Below are 16,817 nucleotides of genomic sequence, written 5' to 3' on the forward strand. Positions count from 1 at the left end.
GCTTACTTATCTAGCTCATATGCATCGTGCAAACTTCTAACGGCTAGCTCAGCATATTTTTCATCTATAACCATAGAAACTTTTATTTCTGATGTTGAAATCATATTGATGTTAATGTTATTGTTAGCCATTGTTGTAAATGCTTTTGCAGCTACACCAGTGTGTGATTTCATACCAACACCCACTATAGAAACTTTACAGATATCTTCATTATAAGAATCTGCCTTGATGTCACCATCTTGAATAAAAGTATCAACTACACGTTTAGCATCGTGAAGGTCACCCTTAGCTACTGTAAAGTCTATATTTGTATTTCCATCATGTGCTGTATTTTGAATAATCATATCAATATTTACATCACTAGCTGCTAGTTTATTAAATATTTCAGAAGCAATTCCTGGTCTGTCATTAACTCCCATTAAAGAGATACGAGCTTGATTCTTATCTAATGCTATTCCGCTTACTAATGGTTTTTCCATGATATTTTCTTCCTTTGTTATTAATGTTCCCTCTTCATTTGAGAAACTTGTTCTTGTTACTAGATTTACATTTAATTTTTTTGCTAATTCAACAGAACGGTTTTGAAGTACTTTTGCGCCAAGAGATGCTAATTCAAGCATCTCATCATAAGAAATTTGCTCAAGCTTTCTAGCCTTAGGTTCTATACGAGGGTCTGTTGTGTAGATTCCACTGACATCTGTATATATTTCACAAAGATCAGCTTTTACAGCACCCGCAATTGCTACAGCACTAAGATCACTTCCCCCGCGACCAAGAGTTGTGACATTTCCCTCTAACGACACCCCTTGAAAACCTGCAACCACAATAATGTTACCCTCTTTTAGAGCTTTGTTCATAGTTGTTGGGTTTATCTCTTCTATACGTGCTTTTGTATGCAGAGAATCTGTAATAATACCTGCTTTTCTACCAGTCATAGAAACTGCACTGTGCCCCATTTCGTTTAAAGCGATAGATAAAAGCGAAGCTGTTACTCTCTCACCAGAGCTAAGAAGCATATCCATCTCAGCTCTTGCAGGAGTGGAAGAAAAATGCTCGGCATAAGAAACTAGCTTATTTGTCTCTCCACTCATAGCAGATACAACTACAATTACATCATTACCAGCCTTCTTAGTCTCACTTACACGATTTGCTACATTTTGAATGCGCTCTAAATCTCCAACACTTGTTCCACCGAATTTTTGTACTATTAACATCTAAAGATAACCTTCATTTTTAAAATGTTTTATGACATTCTCGTAAACTGCTTGTTTAAAAGATGCACTAAGATTTAAAGCTTCATCAACTCCAACAAATTTATAATCACTAAATTCAGGATGAGTAGTATTTATATCTATTTTTGCACTCTTTTTTAGTTTTACTAAAAAATATCTCTGTTTTTGTCCCTTGTAGGGCTTCATTTTCTTAGCTATTTTAGGAGGGAAATCATATGATATCCACTCAGGATACTCTGCAACAATTTTTACTTTGTCAGTTCCTATTTCTTCTTCAAGCTCACGAAAAAGTGCCTCAAGCACCTCTTCACCCTCATCAATACCACCTTGAGGAAACTGCCATATATCAGTTAAATCATTTCTTTGTGCTATAAAAATTTCTTTTTTTTGAGGATAGTTATTTGACACAATAATCATCGCTACATTAGGACGATACAAATCTTTCTCATTCATTAAAACACCTAAATTATAATAAGCGCGATTATACTAAATAAGCTATTAAAATAAGTTAAACTATATCGTAATGTTCCGGACTCTTTGGCTCACCATATAGGTAACCTTGTATATAGTCAATCCCAAGTTCTCTAACTTTATCATCTAATTCTGGTGTACTAATGTGCTCTGCTATTGTTTTTATATTTGCATTTTTTGCAAAGGATAACAGTGCGATTATCATATGTTCTACATTTTTGTCTATATTTATTTTTTCTATTAAAGAACCATCTAGTTTTATATAGTCAATATTTAATTTTATAATATTTGTAAAATTAGAGTATCCTGAACCAAAGTCATCTATCGAGATTTTACAGTTATACTCTTTTAACATAAGTATAAAATTCTCTATAAGCTCATAATCCTTAATTTCTTCAGATTCTACAATCTCAAACGTTATTCCATCTCCACCATATTTTTCAAGTCTATTTTTAATATAGTCTCGCATACTATCTGAACTAATATTTTCATATGTAATATTTATAGATATATCAGTTTTTTTCTTTGCGTAAACATTAAATACTTTTTGTATCATCTGTTTTGTAAAAAACTCAAAAGTATTATCCTGCTTTGCAGAGTCTAGAAAATAATATGGAGTTACAATCTCATCCGTATCGGTCAATAGTCTAGCTAATGCTTCATATTTTAAAATCGAGTTATCTTTTACATCAATTATAGGTTGAAAATAGGGAATAATATTTCCACTGTGAAGTGCTTTTTTGTAAACCATTAGTCTATTTAGTGTTGCTTTTTGAAGTTCTAATGTAGTCTGATTATTTTTATATATTATAAGATTTTTTTTAGCCATAATGGCTTCTTGCAATACTAAATCTGCTTGATTAAATATATTTACAATACCATACGATACACCCGCTGTAAAATCTGAAATCAAATAATTATTATCATCTGGATGGTAAATATTCTCATCAGAATTTGTTAAGATTGAGTATTTTAGTAGTGCCAAATATTTATCAAACAATCTTTCTTTAGTTATCAAAATTGCAAATTCCTGCATATTTAAACAATAAAGAGTTACATTATCATCTATAATTATCTGACTCAGTTGTTTTGCTTTTTGAGAGACTAAATCACCAACTTTTTCAAGTCCATAAAGATCTTTTATTGAGTTAATCTGGTTGATATGAAGAAGTACCAGCATAGATTCATCTTGCATCATAGAAAGTTCTTGAATAAGAGCTTGTCTATTAGGTAGCTTTGTTATAATATCTAAATTTTTAAGTTTCTCGATTGAATCTGTATTTTCATTAAATACTACTCTGTTTCGTCCACCATTTTTAGCTTTATATAGATTATTATCAGCTAGGTTAAAAAGATCTTCATTAGACATACAATCCTTTGATCCATCTATATTTATAGCACCAATTGATATAGTCAAAAATTTGGAAATTTTACTTTTTTCATGTTCTATCTCTAAAAGTTCCACATTGGTGACTATATCCTGTGCTATTGTTTTAACTTCTTCGTCCGTTGCATTTGAGATTAGTGTAGCAAACTCTTCACCACCTATTCTAAAAACATCTTCGACTGAATTATTTACATATTTTTTTATTTCTGTGGCTACTATCTTTAAAGCTTTATCACCTTTTACATGCCCATAACAATCATTATAGTCTTTAAAATAATCAACATCTATTATGAGAAGTCCAAACTTCTCCCTTCTCCATGTTGCACTTTTAAAATCTTTTTTTAGAGAGTAGTCAAAATATCTTCTATTATGAATCTCAGTTAAAGAATCGGTGATAGACAAGGACTCTAATCTTTTTGTGTTCGTAATATCTTCAACTATAGCGGTATAGCCAATTTTTTTATGGTTAATATCATATAAAGGACTAATAGTAGAACTTATCCAATACTCTTCACCACTATATTTATTATTTTTTAACTTTCCTGTCCACTCTTTATCTGCCAATATGGTTGTCCACAGGTTTTTTATAATCTTTAGATTTGCACTCTCATTTCTAAAAACACTATGATTACTACCTATAATTTCTTCTCTTTTATATCCTGTAAAATTTAAGTATGCTTGCGAAATTTCTACTATTTTTCCATTTAAATCAGATACAGTCATAAAAACATTTTCATCAATAATTCTATTTTTTTGTTTTAAAAGAAAATCTTTTTCTTGTAATTCTACATCAAGCATTATTTTTTTTGATAAATCCATTATTGGTACTATTAAATTATCTATGCCAATAATTGGCTTTGTGATAAACTTATCAATTCCTAGATCAATAGCTTGCAACAAATACTCTTTACTATCGTGTGCAGTTAACATAATAAGCAGTTGACCTGGGTTTATCTCTCTAATCCTCTTACACATCTCGACACCATTCATATTTGGCATCTCTATATCACCAATAACAATATGAAAATATGAGTTTGTTGTAAGATAGTGCTTTTCATAAAATGCAAGCCCCTCTTCTCCATCTCTTGCTACTGTTATATTGTTAAAATAATATTCTAAAATCTCTACAGTTGATTCTCTACTATCCTCATTGTCTTCTACATATAAAAGTTTTATCTCTTTTAGTAGCTCTGTATTTTTGTTCATAACTTATACTTTTCTAGTGATTTTATAATAATATATGTTCTATTATATAGATATATTCTTTTAAGAATATTAATTTTTTGCTATACTATCAACCTCACAAGGACTACAAACAATGCTACTATATATTCATATTCCATTTTGCGATTCAAAGTGTTCATACTGTGCTTTTAACTCTTATGTGGACAAGTTTCATTTAAAAGAAGAATATATGGAAGCTCTTTTAATTCAGCTCAATTTTGAGCTTAAAAGATTTGACGCAAATGTACAAACAATTGAGTCAATTTTTATAGGAGGAGGAACACCTTCTACTGTATCCCCAGACCTGTATAAACCAATGTTTCAACTAATAAAACCATATATCCAAGATGACATAGAGATAACAAGCGAAGCAAACCCAAACAGTGCCACAAAAGAGTGGCTAAGTGGAATGTTTGAGCTTGGTGTAAACCGAATAAGCTTTGGGGTACAGAGTTTTGACAAGAACAAGTTAAAACTACTAAACCGTGCACATCAACCCCAAGATGCAAAAAATGCCATTATAAATGCGAAAGAAATTGGATATAAAAATATATCTCTTGATTTAATATATGCAACCCTAGGAGATACAAAAGAGCTTTTAGAGCATGATTTAATCACTGCTTTTTCTATGCCTATAAATCATCTAAGTGCTTATGCTTTGATGATAGAAGAAGGCACACCATTTGAGTCAAAACCACATATGTCAAAAGAGACTCTAAAAATAACTAACTGGCTTTTTAAATCTATTGCCAATGCTGGATTTAGACAGTATGAAATCAGTAACTTTGGAACTTATAAAAGCACTCATAATCTTGGATACTGGGAATATAAAGACTATATTGGTCTAGGAAGTGGTGCAGTAGGAAAACTTGGACTTCAAAGATTTTATCCAACTACAAATGTTGAAGATTATATTAACAATCCTCTTGATATAAAAGTTGAAGAGTTAACGCTAGAAGATAAAAAAATTGAACAAATATTTTTAGGTCTTCGTTCTTGTGTTGGAATAGATACTGATATTCTCAATGAAAAAGAACAAAAAAGAGCCATAATTTTAGTGGATGAAAAAAAACTTCTACTTAAAGATGCTACATTATATAACCCTGAGTATCTTTTAGCTGATGAGATTGCACTTTTCTTGAGTAGTTGAAGAAAATTTAATCATTCTTTAGCTAAACTCATGGACTTAATTATAATTTTGAAGGTTTAATATGTTTGGTATGGGTTTTACAGAGATACTCATTGTAGCTGTTATCGCCATCTTGTTCCTAGGTCCGGATAAACTTCCTAGTGCGATGGTAGAAATAGCTAAATTTTTTAGAAGTGTTAAAAAAACGATAGGTACAGTTAAAGATTCTTTAGAAGAAGAGATGAATATTACAGATATAAAAGAAGAAGCATTAGCTTATAAAAAAGAGCTTTTAAGTGCTAGTGATGATCTAAAAAAAGCAACTGACGTCACTCAGATTGGAGCTTCTCTGACAAACTTAGATGATGATTTTTCAGATGATGAGCCAAAGCTAAAAAAGAAAAAAGAGCCTGCTAAACCTGAAAAAGTGACTTTTGAGAAAAAAGAAAAAAAGAAAAAAATAGAAAAAGAAGACAATACAGATGTTTGATGATTTAAAACCGCACTTAGTCGAACTAAGAAAAAGACTAGGCATAGCAGTCGGTAGTCTTATAGTTATGTTTTTTGTGATGTTTTATTTTCACGAACCGATACTAAACTGGATGGTAGAGCCCTTAAATATTGCTCTTATAGAAGTAGGTAAAAAATCTCTTCACGCTGCTGATGGTATGATAACAACTTCTCAAGTTGGAGGAGCTTTCTTTGTAGCACTTAAAGTTTCTTTTTTTGCTGCAATAGTTGGTGCATTGCCAATAATTCTCGCTCAAATTTGGTTATTTGTTGCTCCAGGTTTATATGCTAACGAAAAAAAGATGATTATTCCTTTTATTGTAGGAGGAACACTAATGTTTCTCATTGGTGTTTTATTTGCCTACTATATTGTTACTCCTTTTGGATTTGATTTTCTTATTACTTTTGGTAGTTTTAAGTTTACTCCTCTGATTAATATAGAGGACTATGTTGGTTTTTTCACAAAAATTATGTTTGGATTTGGTTTAGCTTTTGAGCTGCCGATATTTGCATACTTTTTAGCACTTCTTGGTATGATTGATGACAGAATGATGAGAGATTTTTTCAAGTATGCTGTAATCATTATTTTTGTTGTTGCGGCACTTTTAACTCCTCCTGATGTATTAACTCAAATGCTAATGGCTGGACCGCTAATTGTACTTTATGGTTTCTCTATTTTAATAGTTAGAATGGTAAATCCTGCTCCACCACTTGAAGAAGAAGAAGAAGATGAGGATGAAGACGAAGAAGTAGCTGTTGCACTAGAGAAAAAGAGTGAATAACCCAGAACTACTAACTTCTAGCTATGATTTCACACTCCCAGATGAACTCATAGCCTCACATCCAGCAAGCCCAAGAGACACAGCAAAACTTCTAGTTTACAACCGCCAAACAAATAAAATGACTCATTGCCACTTTTATGATTTTGAAAAATATATTCCTAAAGATTGTGCACTTATTTTTAACGACACAAAAGTTATAAAAGCTAGACTTTACGGTCATAAACCAAGTGGCGGAAAAATTGAACTTCTAATAAACAGACCTCTAGATGCCAATAACATAAATGTATATATCAGAGGTAAGGTAAAAGCAGATACTCAGATAATTTTTGATGATAATCTTGAAGCAGTTGTAAAAGAGCTAAAAGATGATGGAAGTAGAGTTGTAAATTTTTATCAAAATGAAAAACTTTTAAGATTTGAAGAGCTATTACCTATCATAGACAAAATCGGGCATATTCCGCTTCCTCCATACATTCAAAGAGAAGACAATAAAGAAGATGTCTCAGAATATCAAAGTGTTTTTGCACGGCAAGAGGGAGCAGTTGCAGCACCAACAGCGTCACTTCACTTTACAGAGGAACAACATAAGAGAGTTTGTACGAAGCATGAACATGCGTATGTCACTCTGCATGTTGGAAGTGGTACTTTTAAACCTGTAGAGACTGAGACTATCACAGACCATCCTATGCACTCTGAGTATTATGATATCTCAGATAAAGCCAAAGATATACTTAATTCGGATAAGCCCATACTTAGTGTTGGGACAACATCGACAAGGACTATTGAGTTTTACGCAAGACACAAAGAGCTACAAAGAGGAGAAGCAAATCTTTTTTTACATCCCAACAACAAACCCCTAAGAGTAAATCATCTACTTACAAATTTTCATCTCCCAAAATCAACTCTTTTGATGTTAGTGGCATCTTTTGTCGGGGTACAAAAAGCTCAAGAGCTTTATGCAGAGGCTATAAAAGAAAAATATAGGTTTTACTCATACGGAGATGCGATGCTAATCCTATAAATTAGCCTGCACTCTTCCATTTTCTATGCTAATCTCTCCGCTTAATTCTGCTTCAAATATTTTATTTGGATATTTTTTCAAAGCCTCATCATAAGTTGGATTTGTTTTACAGAAGTCTATAAAATCATTTACTTTTACTAGAGTCTTATTCTGTACTTTTGAAAACTTGGCAACAAATTCATCTATGTCATATATGGCTCTTGCTTTACCTGATTTTAAAAGCTCATTTGTAGCATTGCTCTCCCCTACTCTATGGGCAAAGACATATATCTCTTTATCCATTTTCATAGCAAATTCTATACTCCTCATGCTTCCGCTGTTTAGCTCAGCCTCTGCAACGACTAAGACATCACCAAGAGCAACAACAAGTTCATTTCTGACTACAAAGCTCCAAGGCGTAGCACGAAAATCATCTTCAAACTGACTAAGTAAAAGTCCATTTTTTTCTATATCACTGAGTAGATTTTTGTTTATTGCGGGATACTTAATATTTAAACCGCAAGGAAGTACAGAAATAGTATTAAACTCACTAGCTCCTTTATGCGCAATTGCATCTATACCCATCGCGCCTCCACTAACAACACATATATCATTTTTTGAAAGCACAGATGAGAGTTGATGAGTAAGTGAGCGAGAGTATTGTGAAGGTTTTCTGCTTCCGACAATAGATATTTTAGTCTTTTTTAAAAGTTCAAGTTTACCACTGTAAAAAAGCTTTTTAGGATAGCTTTTCATAGCTTCAAGTTCAAAAATATGATCTTGAACTAAACTCATTTAATAGAGTCCGTTAATATAGACTAAATCTATATCTTTAAAGAGATCTTTTGACTCATGAAGAGCTAAAAGTGTATTTGCATGTGGATGGCCGATAGCTATTGCTGTTCCGTGAAGTTTTGCAGTTTTTATAGCTTTTTTTATAGCTTTTTTTATAGATGCTTTATCCATAGCATGATCTAAAAACACATCTCTTGCAACATAATTTAGACCAAAGTTTTTCATAACCTTGGGTGCTTTTGTCTTAGCTGTTGTTCTACTGTCTATAAAACTTATGTCTTGTGATTTTAGTGCATATATCAAACGGTTCATCGCAAGTTCATCTGATGTAAACTTACTTCCTGTATGGTTATTTATATAAGAAACTCTGGGAAATATTTTTTTAATCTCTTGAATTCTTTGAAATATTTTTGCATCTGAGTCACTAACCCTAAGCGTCATAGGCTCTTCAGCATTAAAGTCTTGTGCTTCCATAGGCAAGTGAACCATATAGAAAATCTCCTTTGCTGCGAGTTTTGCAGAGTTAGGACGAAACTTGCTAGGTGGCAAAAAAGACATTGTTAAAGGGATACCTAAACTTTTTATTGCATTAACATGAGATCTAACACTTACATCATCAATAATAATGGCCAACTTTGGCTTGACTAATACTTTTCTGAAATCTCTTTTTGGAGGAGCGGGTGGTTTTGGTAAAGTTCCATCTCCATACTCGTGTGCAGCAGCACCTTTATAAACTTTACTCTCTTTTTTTAATACATCTTTTAGTCTTGTATTTACGCTTTGTTTCTCTTTTTTATTACTTGCATCTTCTAGCTTTTTAAGCATCGAAAGTTTCTTTTGCTTATCAGTTTTAGTTTGTATTTCTATATCTTTCTTTGCATCTTCATAACCTATATAATAGCCTCCGACAAGAGCACCTAAACTAAGAGCTACAGATGCTAAAATCCACGCCACATATGTTAAAAACTTATTACTGCTGGATTTCTTTCTTTTTCTTTTTGCCATTTAACTAATACTCTCCAAAATTTTTATAACTATATCTAAAAAAATAAAAAAACAGTACTTAATATTGCAAATAGACATAGTTATAGTTGGTAGAGCTATTTTTAAGCATACTTTATGTATAATCCCGCGTTCCTTTCTCTTTGTATCTTTAGCAATTAGAGATATGTACACATCCGAAAGGGAAACAATACCAAAAGGAGATTATACTCTATGAGAAACTACGAAAACTTAGTTATCGTTAAACCAACATTTACAGCTGAAGAAATCCAAGCTAGCATAAAAGCTATCGAAGAAACAATTACTTCTAACGGTGGCGAAATCGCTACTACAGACTCAATGGGAATGAGAAAATTAGCATACCCAATTGACAAAAACGAACGTGGTTACTACCATGTTATCTATTACTCTATTGCTCCATCTGCAATTAGTGAAATTGAAAGACGTTTCCGCATCAATGAAGATATTCTTCGTTTTGTAACTATCAAATATGATACAAATCGTGAGATTGCTGCATGGAATCATTTAGTTCAAAAAGCTGAGAAAAAAGCAGCTGCACCTGTAAAAGAAGAAGCTCCAGTAGCTGAAACTCCAGCAGTTGAAGAAGCTCCAGTAACTGAAGCTCCAGCAGTTGAAACTCCAGTAGTTGAAGAAGCGGCTGCTGAGTAATCAGCAAACCCTAAAAGATTAAGGAAAGCTCATGTTTAATAAAGTCATATTAGTTGGAAACCTAACTAGAGATATCGAACTTAGATACACTCAAGGTGGAATGGGAATAGCAAAAACTGCTATTGCAACTAGCCGTAAATTCACAGCGAATGGTGAAAAGAAAGAGGAAGTATGTTTTGTAGATATTACTTTTTTTGCAAGAAGTGCAGAGGTTGCTAACCAATACCTTCGAAAGGGGAGTAAAATCCTAGTTGAAGGAAGACTTAATTTTGAACAATGGGCAGATCAAAATGGACAGAAACGTTCTAAACACTCTGTGACAGTTGAAACTATGCAGATGCTAGATTCAAAAGGCGAAAACCAAGGTGGTGGATACCAAGCTCCTGCACAAAATAACGATGCACAAAGCTACAACCAACCACAAGGTCAACAACAAGCCCAAAGTTACCAACAGCAACAACCAAGCTATGGCAACAATGAACCTAAGCAACAACAAAGTTATCAACAACCTGCGAATGAGCAAAGTCGTCAGATGCCTAGTAGTGATTCTGTTCCTGTGATTGACATCGATGAAGATGAAATTCCATTTTAGAAAATAGATAATAAAGGAAATAACATGGCAGAAAAAAGAAAATACAAAAAAAGATTTTGTAAATATTGTGAATCAAAAGTTGATTTTATGGACTATAAAGATGTAGGAGCACTTCGTTTCTCTCTTTCAGAACGTTATAAAATCATGCCTCGTCGTCTTACTGGAAACTGTAAACGTCACCAAGATATGATCTCATCAGTAATCAAAAGAGCTCGTGCAGCAGCATTAGTTCCTTATACTGTAACAAGAAAAGCAGTTATAACTGCACCTTTCGAAAACCTAAGATAGGTTTTTTGGTGCAGTTACTGCACCACATTCTCTAAAACACTTTCAAAAACTAACTTACATAAACCTCTAGTAAAACTAGGAATATTTATTGCTTATAGATAGGTAAAAAGTACTTATATGCACATTTTCATTATTTTATTTTTAATACTAACTTCTTTAACAGCAAAAAGTACTGATAACTCAGTTGTTATAAATGAGGGTTTTAACAATGCTCTATTTGACACTACAGGGGATTACCGCAGGCAGATAAGTGCTGTGGGGTTTTCAAAAGACTATAAACAAACATCTTCTAATAAAAGTAATACTTACTATAACGCTTTTGATTATTTATCAAGTATAGCAGATGGTAATGACTCTCAGACAACTTCTATAACGGCAAAAAGTTCTGACTTTTCAGTTATTGTTAATGAGCCTTTTAATGATGCTTTATTTGATATCACAGAGGATTATGACAGACAAATAAGTGCTGTAGGTTTTTCACAGAAGTATAAACAAGCGCCTAGTAATAAATATAATACCTACACTAATGCTTTTAATTATCTGGCAAGTCTATCAGGTGAACACGGTCCACAGATACATCTCATAAAGATAGACAAATATGCAGACATATCATTAAACAAAGCTATGAAGATGTCTAGTTTTAGCGAAGCGATTGCTGTAATTAAAACACCGGCAAATGGATATTTTGTTGGGGGATATACACTTGATGGTTCATTAATACTATTGAAACTTGATTCCGAAGGTAATATTATTTTCAACAAATCATTTGGAACAACAAACTACAATAGAATGAACAACTTAATAAAGCTAAATGATGGTGGTGTTTTAGCTATTGGCTCATCTATAACTTCTCGCTCACAACACGATAATCTATTTGAGACAGGGCTTGGTCTCAATGACATATATATAACGCGTTTTTCTAAACATGGTAAAAAACTCTGGAGTAAAAAATATGGTACAGAGTATGATGATATAGGTATAGATGCTGTTGAAGCCCTTGATGGTTCTATTATAGTTTTAAGCACAACAAGTCATGAAAAAAATAAAAATGTCACACTTATGAGAATCAATGAAAATGGAAACAAAATCTGGCTTAAGCATTACAAAGATGATAAAGTAATAACTCCATATAAAATCATCAGACTAAGAGACAATAATTTTTTAGTTTCATTAACTCAAGAAGATGATATGAAAAAACAACAGATAAGATTCATAAAGTTTGATCTGCAAAAAAATATCCTTATAGATCAAACAATTCATACAACATACGCAAGTGGACTAAAAGACATAAAAGAGTACTCTGATGGCTCTATCATTGGTGTCGGATATGTACAAGATACATACAATACAGATGCCTTGGTTATGATACTCGATAGTAGATTGGATATGTTGCATCAAGAACACTATGGTGAAGAAAATTATGATATATTCAATGCAGTAACTGTCCTTCATAATTCACAAGCGGCAGCAGCTGGAATATACACATATGCAGATACACAAAGCTCAAATATGTGGGTTGTTAAATTAAATAAAGATGCAACTATCGCTCAAAAATCTGTTAAAAGTGTAAATATTTATGAAGAGCTTCTCAAACTTTTTAAAAATGAGATTACATCTAAAAAGATGACTATCAAAGAAGATCTCAGTATTGAGTTTATGGGTAATGACTTGCATTTTAATGTAGCTAAGTATGAACTAACAAAAAAACAAAAACTTTATTTAGATAAATTCTCAGATAAACTAATTCCATTTTTGTATAGATATAAAGAGTATATAAATACTTTAGAGATAAATGGTCATACATCTAGTGAATGGAATGATGATAATTTAACAAGCAGATATCTTAAAAATGAAAAATTATCCTTAAATCGTTCATACTCTACACTTAGTCATATATTCAAAAATCAGGACTTAAATAAACAAGCTTGGTTAACTAATATTTTAAAAGGGAGTGGTCTTAGTTATTCTAAAAAGATAATGAGAAATAAAATTGAGTCTACAGAAAAATCTAGAAGAGTTTCGTTTAAAATAATTTTGAAGTAAATCTACACGCATAGCGCGTAGAAGGTTTAATTATTTTTTAATTACAAGAAGGGACATCACCGTCTGAAGCATACTGCCAAACAAAATCATATAAATCTTGAACTTGCTTAGGTTTCATTTTATCAAATTTCTTAGCGCCACTAGGACATATTTCTTTCCAAGCATTTTGTAACTTACCATCTTCTTTAGCATCAGCCCAAGACTCACGGTCATTTCTTGCAGCAAAGCTTGCAGCACTCTGTACTCCATTTTTTTTACAAACTTTTAATTTTTTATTGTAATATTTTTGACCTTTTTTATCATCTGCAGATACAACTGTAGAGAATACTGTACTAGCAACTAATAAAGTCAATAGTAGCGAAATTAATTTTTTCATTTGTTTCCTTTTATTATGTGATAACATTACAATTTAGTATACACAATTCTCTACATTATATATTTTAAAAAATGTTATTTGGTAAACAAGTGTTAATTTAACTTTTATCTATGCATCAAATGTTAAAGCAGATTCTCTAAAACTCAAACGGATTTTATCTTGTTTTAACTTCTTATATAGCTTGTATTTTGCCTTTTCAAGCTCTTCATCATCAAGTGAAAGTTCAGATTTTAACTTATCGTTTTCTATTTGCGCACTATCCATTGCAAAAAGTTTAAGCTCTTTTTTTGTAAGCTTAGACTTAAGCACACCATATAGAATCTTATCATCTTCTATAAGTATCTCAATATCCATTTTACAAAATCTAGCTAGCATCTGTCTAAAATTATTTTCGTCGTTGTATTGTTTCCAAACCGAATTTTCTAGCATTATATTTTCTCCAATATTTTTGTTAAATTTTTCTCTTTTATAATTACGTTTGCTTCTTTTTCCAGAATCTCTCTTGCACAAAAAGCGACTCTTGTTCCAGCATGAGCAAACATACTAAGATCATTTGCTCCATCGCCACACACTAAAGTTTCTTCTTCGCTGACACCCATTATGTTTTGAAGTCTTACAAGCATGTCACCTTTTGAAAAATTAAACATCATATCTCCGCCGACCAGACCAGTTAGTTTGCCATCTTTATGGTGCAACACATTTGAAAAATCAGCGTCATAACCCAATATATCTTTAGCATATGTTGTGGCACTTCTAAAACCGCCACTGAAACATACAACAGTAATACCTCTTTTTTTAAGCTCAGCTATTGTTTCTACTGCACCTGGCATATAAGGCAAATTGTGACTTATCTTTTCAACTACAGAGTAATCAAGCCCTTTTAAAAGTCCAACTCTTTGTTGAAGTGACTCAAAAAAATCAAGTCTCCCAGACATAGCTTCTTCAGTTATACGGCTGACTTCTTCACCAAGGCCTAATTCTTGTGCAAAAAAATCAATAGTCTCGCCATCCATTAAAGTAGAATCAAAATCAAATACAGCTAGTTTTAGCATCTATATCACTCACTTTTGTTATAATGTCGCAATTATACCCACTTAGGATTTTTTTTGTTTGATAAACTAATAAATAAGCTAAAAAACGATACTTATATTACGCTGGAAACTACACCTGGTCACTCCCCTACTTTTACTCCTGTTGTGGATAAGCTTGAGGAGTTGGGACTTGACAAACTTGTAGATGCTTTTACGACCACTGACAATCCTCTAGCAAAACTGAAATACAACTCTCTTTTTGCCGCAAAAATACTCCAAGATAGATTTAACAAACCTGTCATTGCAACTATGAGCATGAGAGATAGAAACAAAATAGCACTTCAATCTGACCTACTTGGCGCAAACGAGGTAGACATAAGAGGCATACTGGCTCTTACAGGTGACCCTGCTACTATATCTGACCAGCCACATGCAAAAGGTGTATTTGAAGCTGATAGTTCTTTATTGCTTGATATCATAGGTGCCTTTAACTCTGGTATGGACTATGCAGGTAAACCACTAGCTCATAAACCAAGAGATATATACCCTTTTGCTGTTGTAAACTCTTATGCTAAAAATCCAAAAACACTTCAAAAAAAGATGCAAAAAAAGATAAAACACGGTGCTTTAGGAATAATAACTCAACCTGTTTATGATTTAGAAAATGCGAAGCAACTGCTAGAGTTAAAAGAAGCAGCAAATAAAGAGTGCTGTAATGAGAGTAAGAGTGCTGAACTTATACTAGGTATATTTCCTATAACAAAACTACGTACTGCACAGTTTTTATCTGCCCATGTTCCAGGTATTAATGTTCCCCAAAGATGGATAGAAGCTCTAAGAGTTGCTAATGAAAAAGGGATAGAAGAAGAGTACAAAGTCGGATTTGAACTTAGTAAAAACCTTTTTGATGAGCTTAAAGAGTATCATCCAAAAATTCACTTAATGACAGCAAATCAGTTTCAACTTGCTTATGACATATTAAAATAAAATAGGACAACCATGATAGATTTAAAATTACTTCAAAAAGATTTTAATGCAGTTAGCATAAAGCTAATGCGTAAAGGTGTAGATGTAGCACTAATAAAAAACTTAAGACTTAAAAATGAAGAGTTAAAACAAGCTAAACAAAATTTTGAAACACTTCAAGCTTTACAAAACTCTATGAGTAAAGAGTTTGGCATATATAAAAGAGAAGGTAAAGACGTAAGTGAACTAAAGCAAAGCGTAGATGCCAATAAAATTCTCATAAATGAAGCACTTGATATTCAAAGAAGATGCCAAGAAGAGCTAGAAAATATGGCTATGGCTATACCTAATATGCCAGATGACAGCGTTCCAGACGGTAAAGATGAAGATGACAATATAGAAATAAAAAAAATATTAATTCCAAAAGAGTTTAGCTTTACTCCTAAGGAACACTGGGAGTTAGCTGAGGAAAATGGCTGGATAGACTTTGAGAGAGGAGTAAAACTGGCTACAAGCCGTTTTAGTGTCTCTTTTGGTATGGGTGCAAAACTTGAACGTGCCCTTATAAACTTTATGCTTAACTTCAACTCTAAACGTGGCTTTGATGAAGTTAGCGTGCCAGCACTTGTAAACAGAACTGCCCTAGAAGGCACGGGACAACTTCCAAAATTTGAAGATGATTTATACAAAATGCAAGATCAAGAACTGTTTTTAATCCCAACAGCAGAAGTTCCGCTAACAAATCTTTACCAAGATGAAATTTTATCAAGCGATGAACTTCCTAAAAAGATGACTGCCTATACATCGTGTTTTAGAAAAGAAGCTGGTGCTGCAGGACGTGATACTAGAGGAATGATTAGACAACATCAGTTTCACAAAGTCGAATTGGTAGCACTTGCAAAACCTGAAGAGAGTGAAGCTATTTTTGATGAGATGGTTTTATGTGCATCTGACATATTAACTGCTCTTGAACTTCCTCATAGAATCGTAAACCTATGTACTGGAGACTTAGGTTTTTCTGCCGCATACACAACAGACATCGAAGTATGGTTACCTGGACAAAACACTTACCGCGAAATCTCTTCTATCTCAAACACAAGAGAGTTCCAGGCAAGACGAGCTAAAATCCGTTACAAAGATGGAAAGAAAAACACATTTGTAAACACACTAAACGGTAGTTCTCTCGCTGTTGGTAGAACACTTGTAGCTATTATGGAAAATTATCAAAACGAAGATGGAAGTATTGATATTCCTGAAGTTTTAAAACCTTACTTAGGAATCTAATTTCTATAAATAGGCAGTTGCTTTAAAAAACTGCCT

The 16,817-nt window shown here is 32.7% G+C and carries 18 protein-coding genes; 10 read left to right on the forward strand and 8 right to left on the reverse strand.

What is annotated here, in order from left to right:
* Positions 1-2: 2 nt before the first annotated feature.
* From ACLHDE_RS11800 to ACLHDE_RS11810, 3 genes are read right to left on the reverse strand one after another with little or no spacing between them, the layout of a single operon-like run.
* Entirely contained in the window at positions 3-1,214 is a 1,212-nt protein-coding gene (locus ACLHDE_RS11800; RefSeq protein ID WP_415396611.1) for an aspartate kinase, read from the reverse strand.
* Entirely contained in the window at positions 1,215-1,685 is a 471-nt protein-coding gene (locus tag ACLHDE_RS11805) for an RNA pyrophosphohydrolase (RefSeq protein WP_415396612.1), read from the reverse strand.
* A 55-nt stretch (positions 1,686-1,740) separates the two neighbouring features.
* Entirely contained in the window at positions 1,741-4,296 is a 2,556-nt protein-coding gene (locus ACLHDE_RS11810) for an EAL domain-containing protein (protein WP_415396613.1), read from the reverse strand.
* 112 nt (positions 4,297-4,408) lie between these two features.
* Here ACLHDE_RS11810 and hemW point away from each other — a divergent pair, with 112 nt between their 5' ends.
* The 4 genes from hemW (at position 4,409) to queA (ending at position 7,756) form a co-directional block, all read left to right on the forward strand.
* Entirely contained in the window at positions 4,409-5,464 is a 1,056-nt protein-coding gene (gene hemW / locus ACLHDE_RS11815) for a radical SAM family heme chaperone HemW (protein ID WP_415396614.1), read from the forward strand.
* Positions 5,465-5,525: 61 nt separating this feature from the next.
* Positions 5,526-5,933 carry a Sec-independent protein translocase protein TatB gene (gene tatB, locus ACLHDE_RS11820; RefSeq protein ID WP_415396615.1) on the forward strand — a complete coding sequence of 136 codons (408 nt, stop codon included), beginning with the start codon at positions 5,526-5,528 and terminating at the stop codon, positions 5,931-5,933.
* The gene (tatC, locus tag ACLHDE_RS11825) at positions 5,926-6,735 is read left to right on the forward strand and encodes a twin-arginine translocase subunit TatC (RefSeq protein WP_415396616.1); all 810 of its coding nucleotides are present in this window, start codon (positions 5,926-5,928) and stop codon (positions 6,733-6,735) included. Before tatB ends, tatC begins: the two co-directional genes overlap by 8 nt.
* Positions 6,728-7,756 (forward strand): tRNA preQ1(34) S-adenosylmethionine ribosyltransferase-isomerase QueA, encoded by a 1,029-nt coding sequence (queA, locus tag ACLHDE_RS11830; protein WP_415396617.1) that lies wholly within the window; start codon positions 6,728-6,730, stop codon positions 7,754-7,756. Before tatC ends, queA begins: the two co-directional genes overlap by 8 nt.
* Here queA and ACLHDE_RS11835 read toward each other — a convergent pair.
* Together ACLHDE_RS11835 and ACLHDE_RS11840 are read right to left on the reverse strand one after the other, a co-directional pair.
* The gene (locus tag ACLHDE_RS11835) at positions 7,751-8,530 is read right to left on the reverse strand and encodes a DNA-processing protein DprA (protein WP_415396618.1); all 780 of its coding nucleotides are present in this window, start codon (positions 8,528-8,530) and stop codon (positions 7,751-7,753) included. The genes queA and ACLHDE_RS11835 overlap by 6 nt on opposite strands.
* Complete coding sequence (locus tag ACLHDE_RS11840) at positions 8,531-9,535, reverse strand: divergent polysaccharide deacetylase family protein (protein ID WP_415396619.1); 1,005 nt, start codon at positions 9,533-9,535, stop codon at positions 8,531-8,533.
* Between the two features lie 210 nt (positions 9,536-9,745).
* On the opposite strand from ACLHDE_RS11840, the gene rpsF reads away from it, so the two are divergent.
* From rpsF to ACLHDE_RS11860, 4 genes are all read left to right on the forward strand, one after another.
* A complete protein-coding gene (gene rpsF / locus ACLHDE_RS11845) occupies positions 9,746-10,201 on the forward strand; it encodes a 30S ribosomal protein S6 (RefSeq protein ID WP_415396620.1) in 456 nt (151 codons plus the stop codon).
* 31 nt (positions 10,202-10,232) lie between these two features.
* On the forward strand, positions 10,233-10,793 hold the full coding sequence (locus tag ACLHDE_RS11850) for a single-stranded DNA-binding protein (protein ID WP_415396621.1): 561 nt from the start codon (positions 10,233-10,235) through the stop codon (positions 10,791-10,793).
* Between the two features lie 24 nt (positions 10,794-10,817).
* Entirely contained in the window at positions 10,818-11,081 is a 264-nt protein-coding gene (gene rpsR, locus ACLHDE_RS11855) for a 30S ribosomal protein S18 (protein WP_415396622.1), read from the forward strand.
* Positions 11,082-11,198: 117 nt separating this feature from the next.
* Positions 11,199-13,124, forward strand: coding sequence for a hypothetical protein (locus ACLHDE_RS11860; protein ID WP_415396623.1), 1,926 nt, complete (start codon positions 11,199-11,201; stop codon positions 13,122-13,124).
* A 37-nt stretch (positions 13,125-13,161) separates the two neighbouring features.
* Here the strand turns inward: ACLHDE_RS11860 and ACLHDE_RS11865 are convergent, their stop codons facing one another.
* The 3 genes from ACLHDE_RS11865 to serB form a co-directional block, all read right to left on the reverse strand.
* Complete coding sequence (locus ACLHDE_RS11865) at positions 13,162-13,500, reverse strand: cytochrome C (RefSeq protein WP_415396624.1); 339 nt, start codon at positions 13,498-13,500, stop codon at positions 13,162-13,164.
* Positions 13,501-13,608: 108 nt separating this feature from the next.
* The gene (locus ACLHDE_RS11870) at positions 13,609-13,929 is read right to left on the reverse strand and encodes a hypothetical protein (RefSeq protein ID WP_415396625.1); all 321 of its coding nucleotides are present in this window, start codon (positions 13,927-13,929) and stop codon (positions 13,609-13,611) included.
* Positions 13,929-14,552 carry a phosphoserine phosphatase SerB gene (serB, locus tag ACLHDE_RS11875; protein ID WP_415396626.1) on the reverse strand — a complete coding sequence of 208 codons (624 nt, stop codon included), beginning with the start codon at positions 14,550-14,552 and terminating at the stop codon, positions 13,929-13,931. The genes ACLHDE_RS11870 and serB overlap by 1 nt, the downstream gene beginning before the upstream one ends.
* A gap of 54 nt (positions 14,553-14,606) precedes the next feature.
* Here serB and ACLHDE_RS11880 point away from each other — a divergent pair, with 54 nt between their 5' ends.
* A complete protein-coding gene (locus ACLHDE_RS11880) occupies positions 14,607-15,518 on the forward strand; it encodes a methylenetetrahydrofolate reductase (RefSeq protein ID WP_415396627.1) in 912 nt (303 codons plus the stop codon).
* A gap of 12 nt (positions 15,519-15,530) precedes the next feature.
* Positions 15,531-16,781, forward strand: coding sequence for a serine--tRNA ligase (serS, locus tag ACLHDE_RS11885; RefSeq protein WP_415396628.1), 1,251 nt, complete (start codon positions 15,531-15,533; stop codon positions 16,779-16,781).
* The last annotated feature ends 36 nt before the right edge of the window (positions 16,782-16,817 follow it).

Origin of the sequence: Sulfurimonas iocasae, from assembly GCF_047716755.1 — a bacterium.
Classification (GTDB): Bacteria; Campylobacterota; Campylobacteria; order Campylobacterales; family Sulfurimonadaceae; genus Sulfurimonas.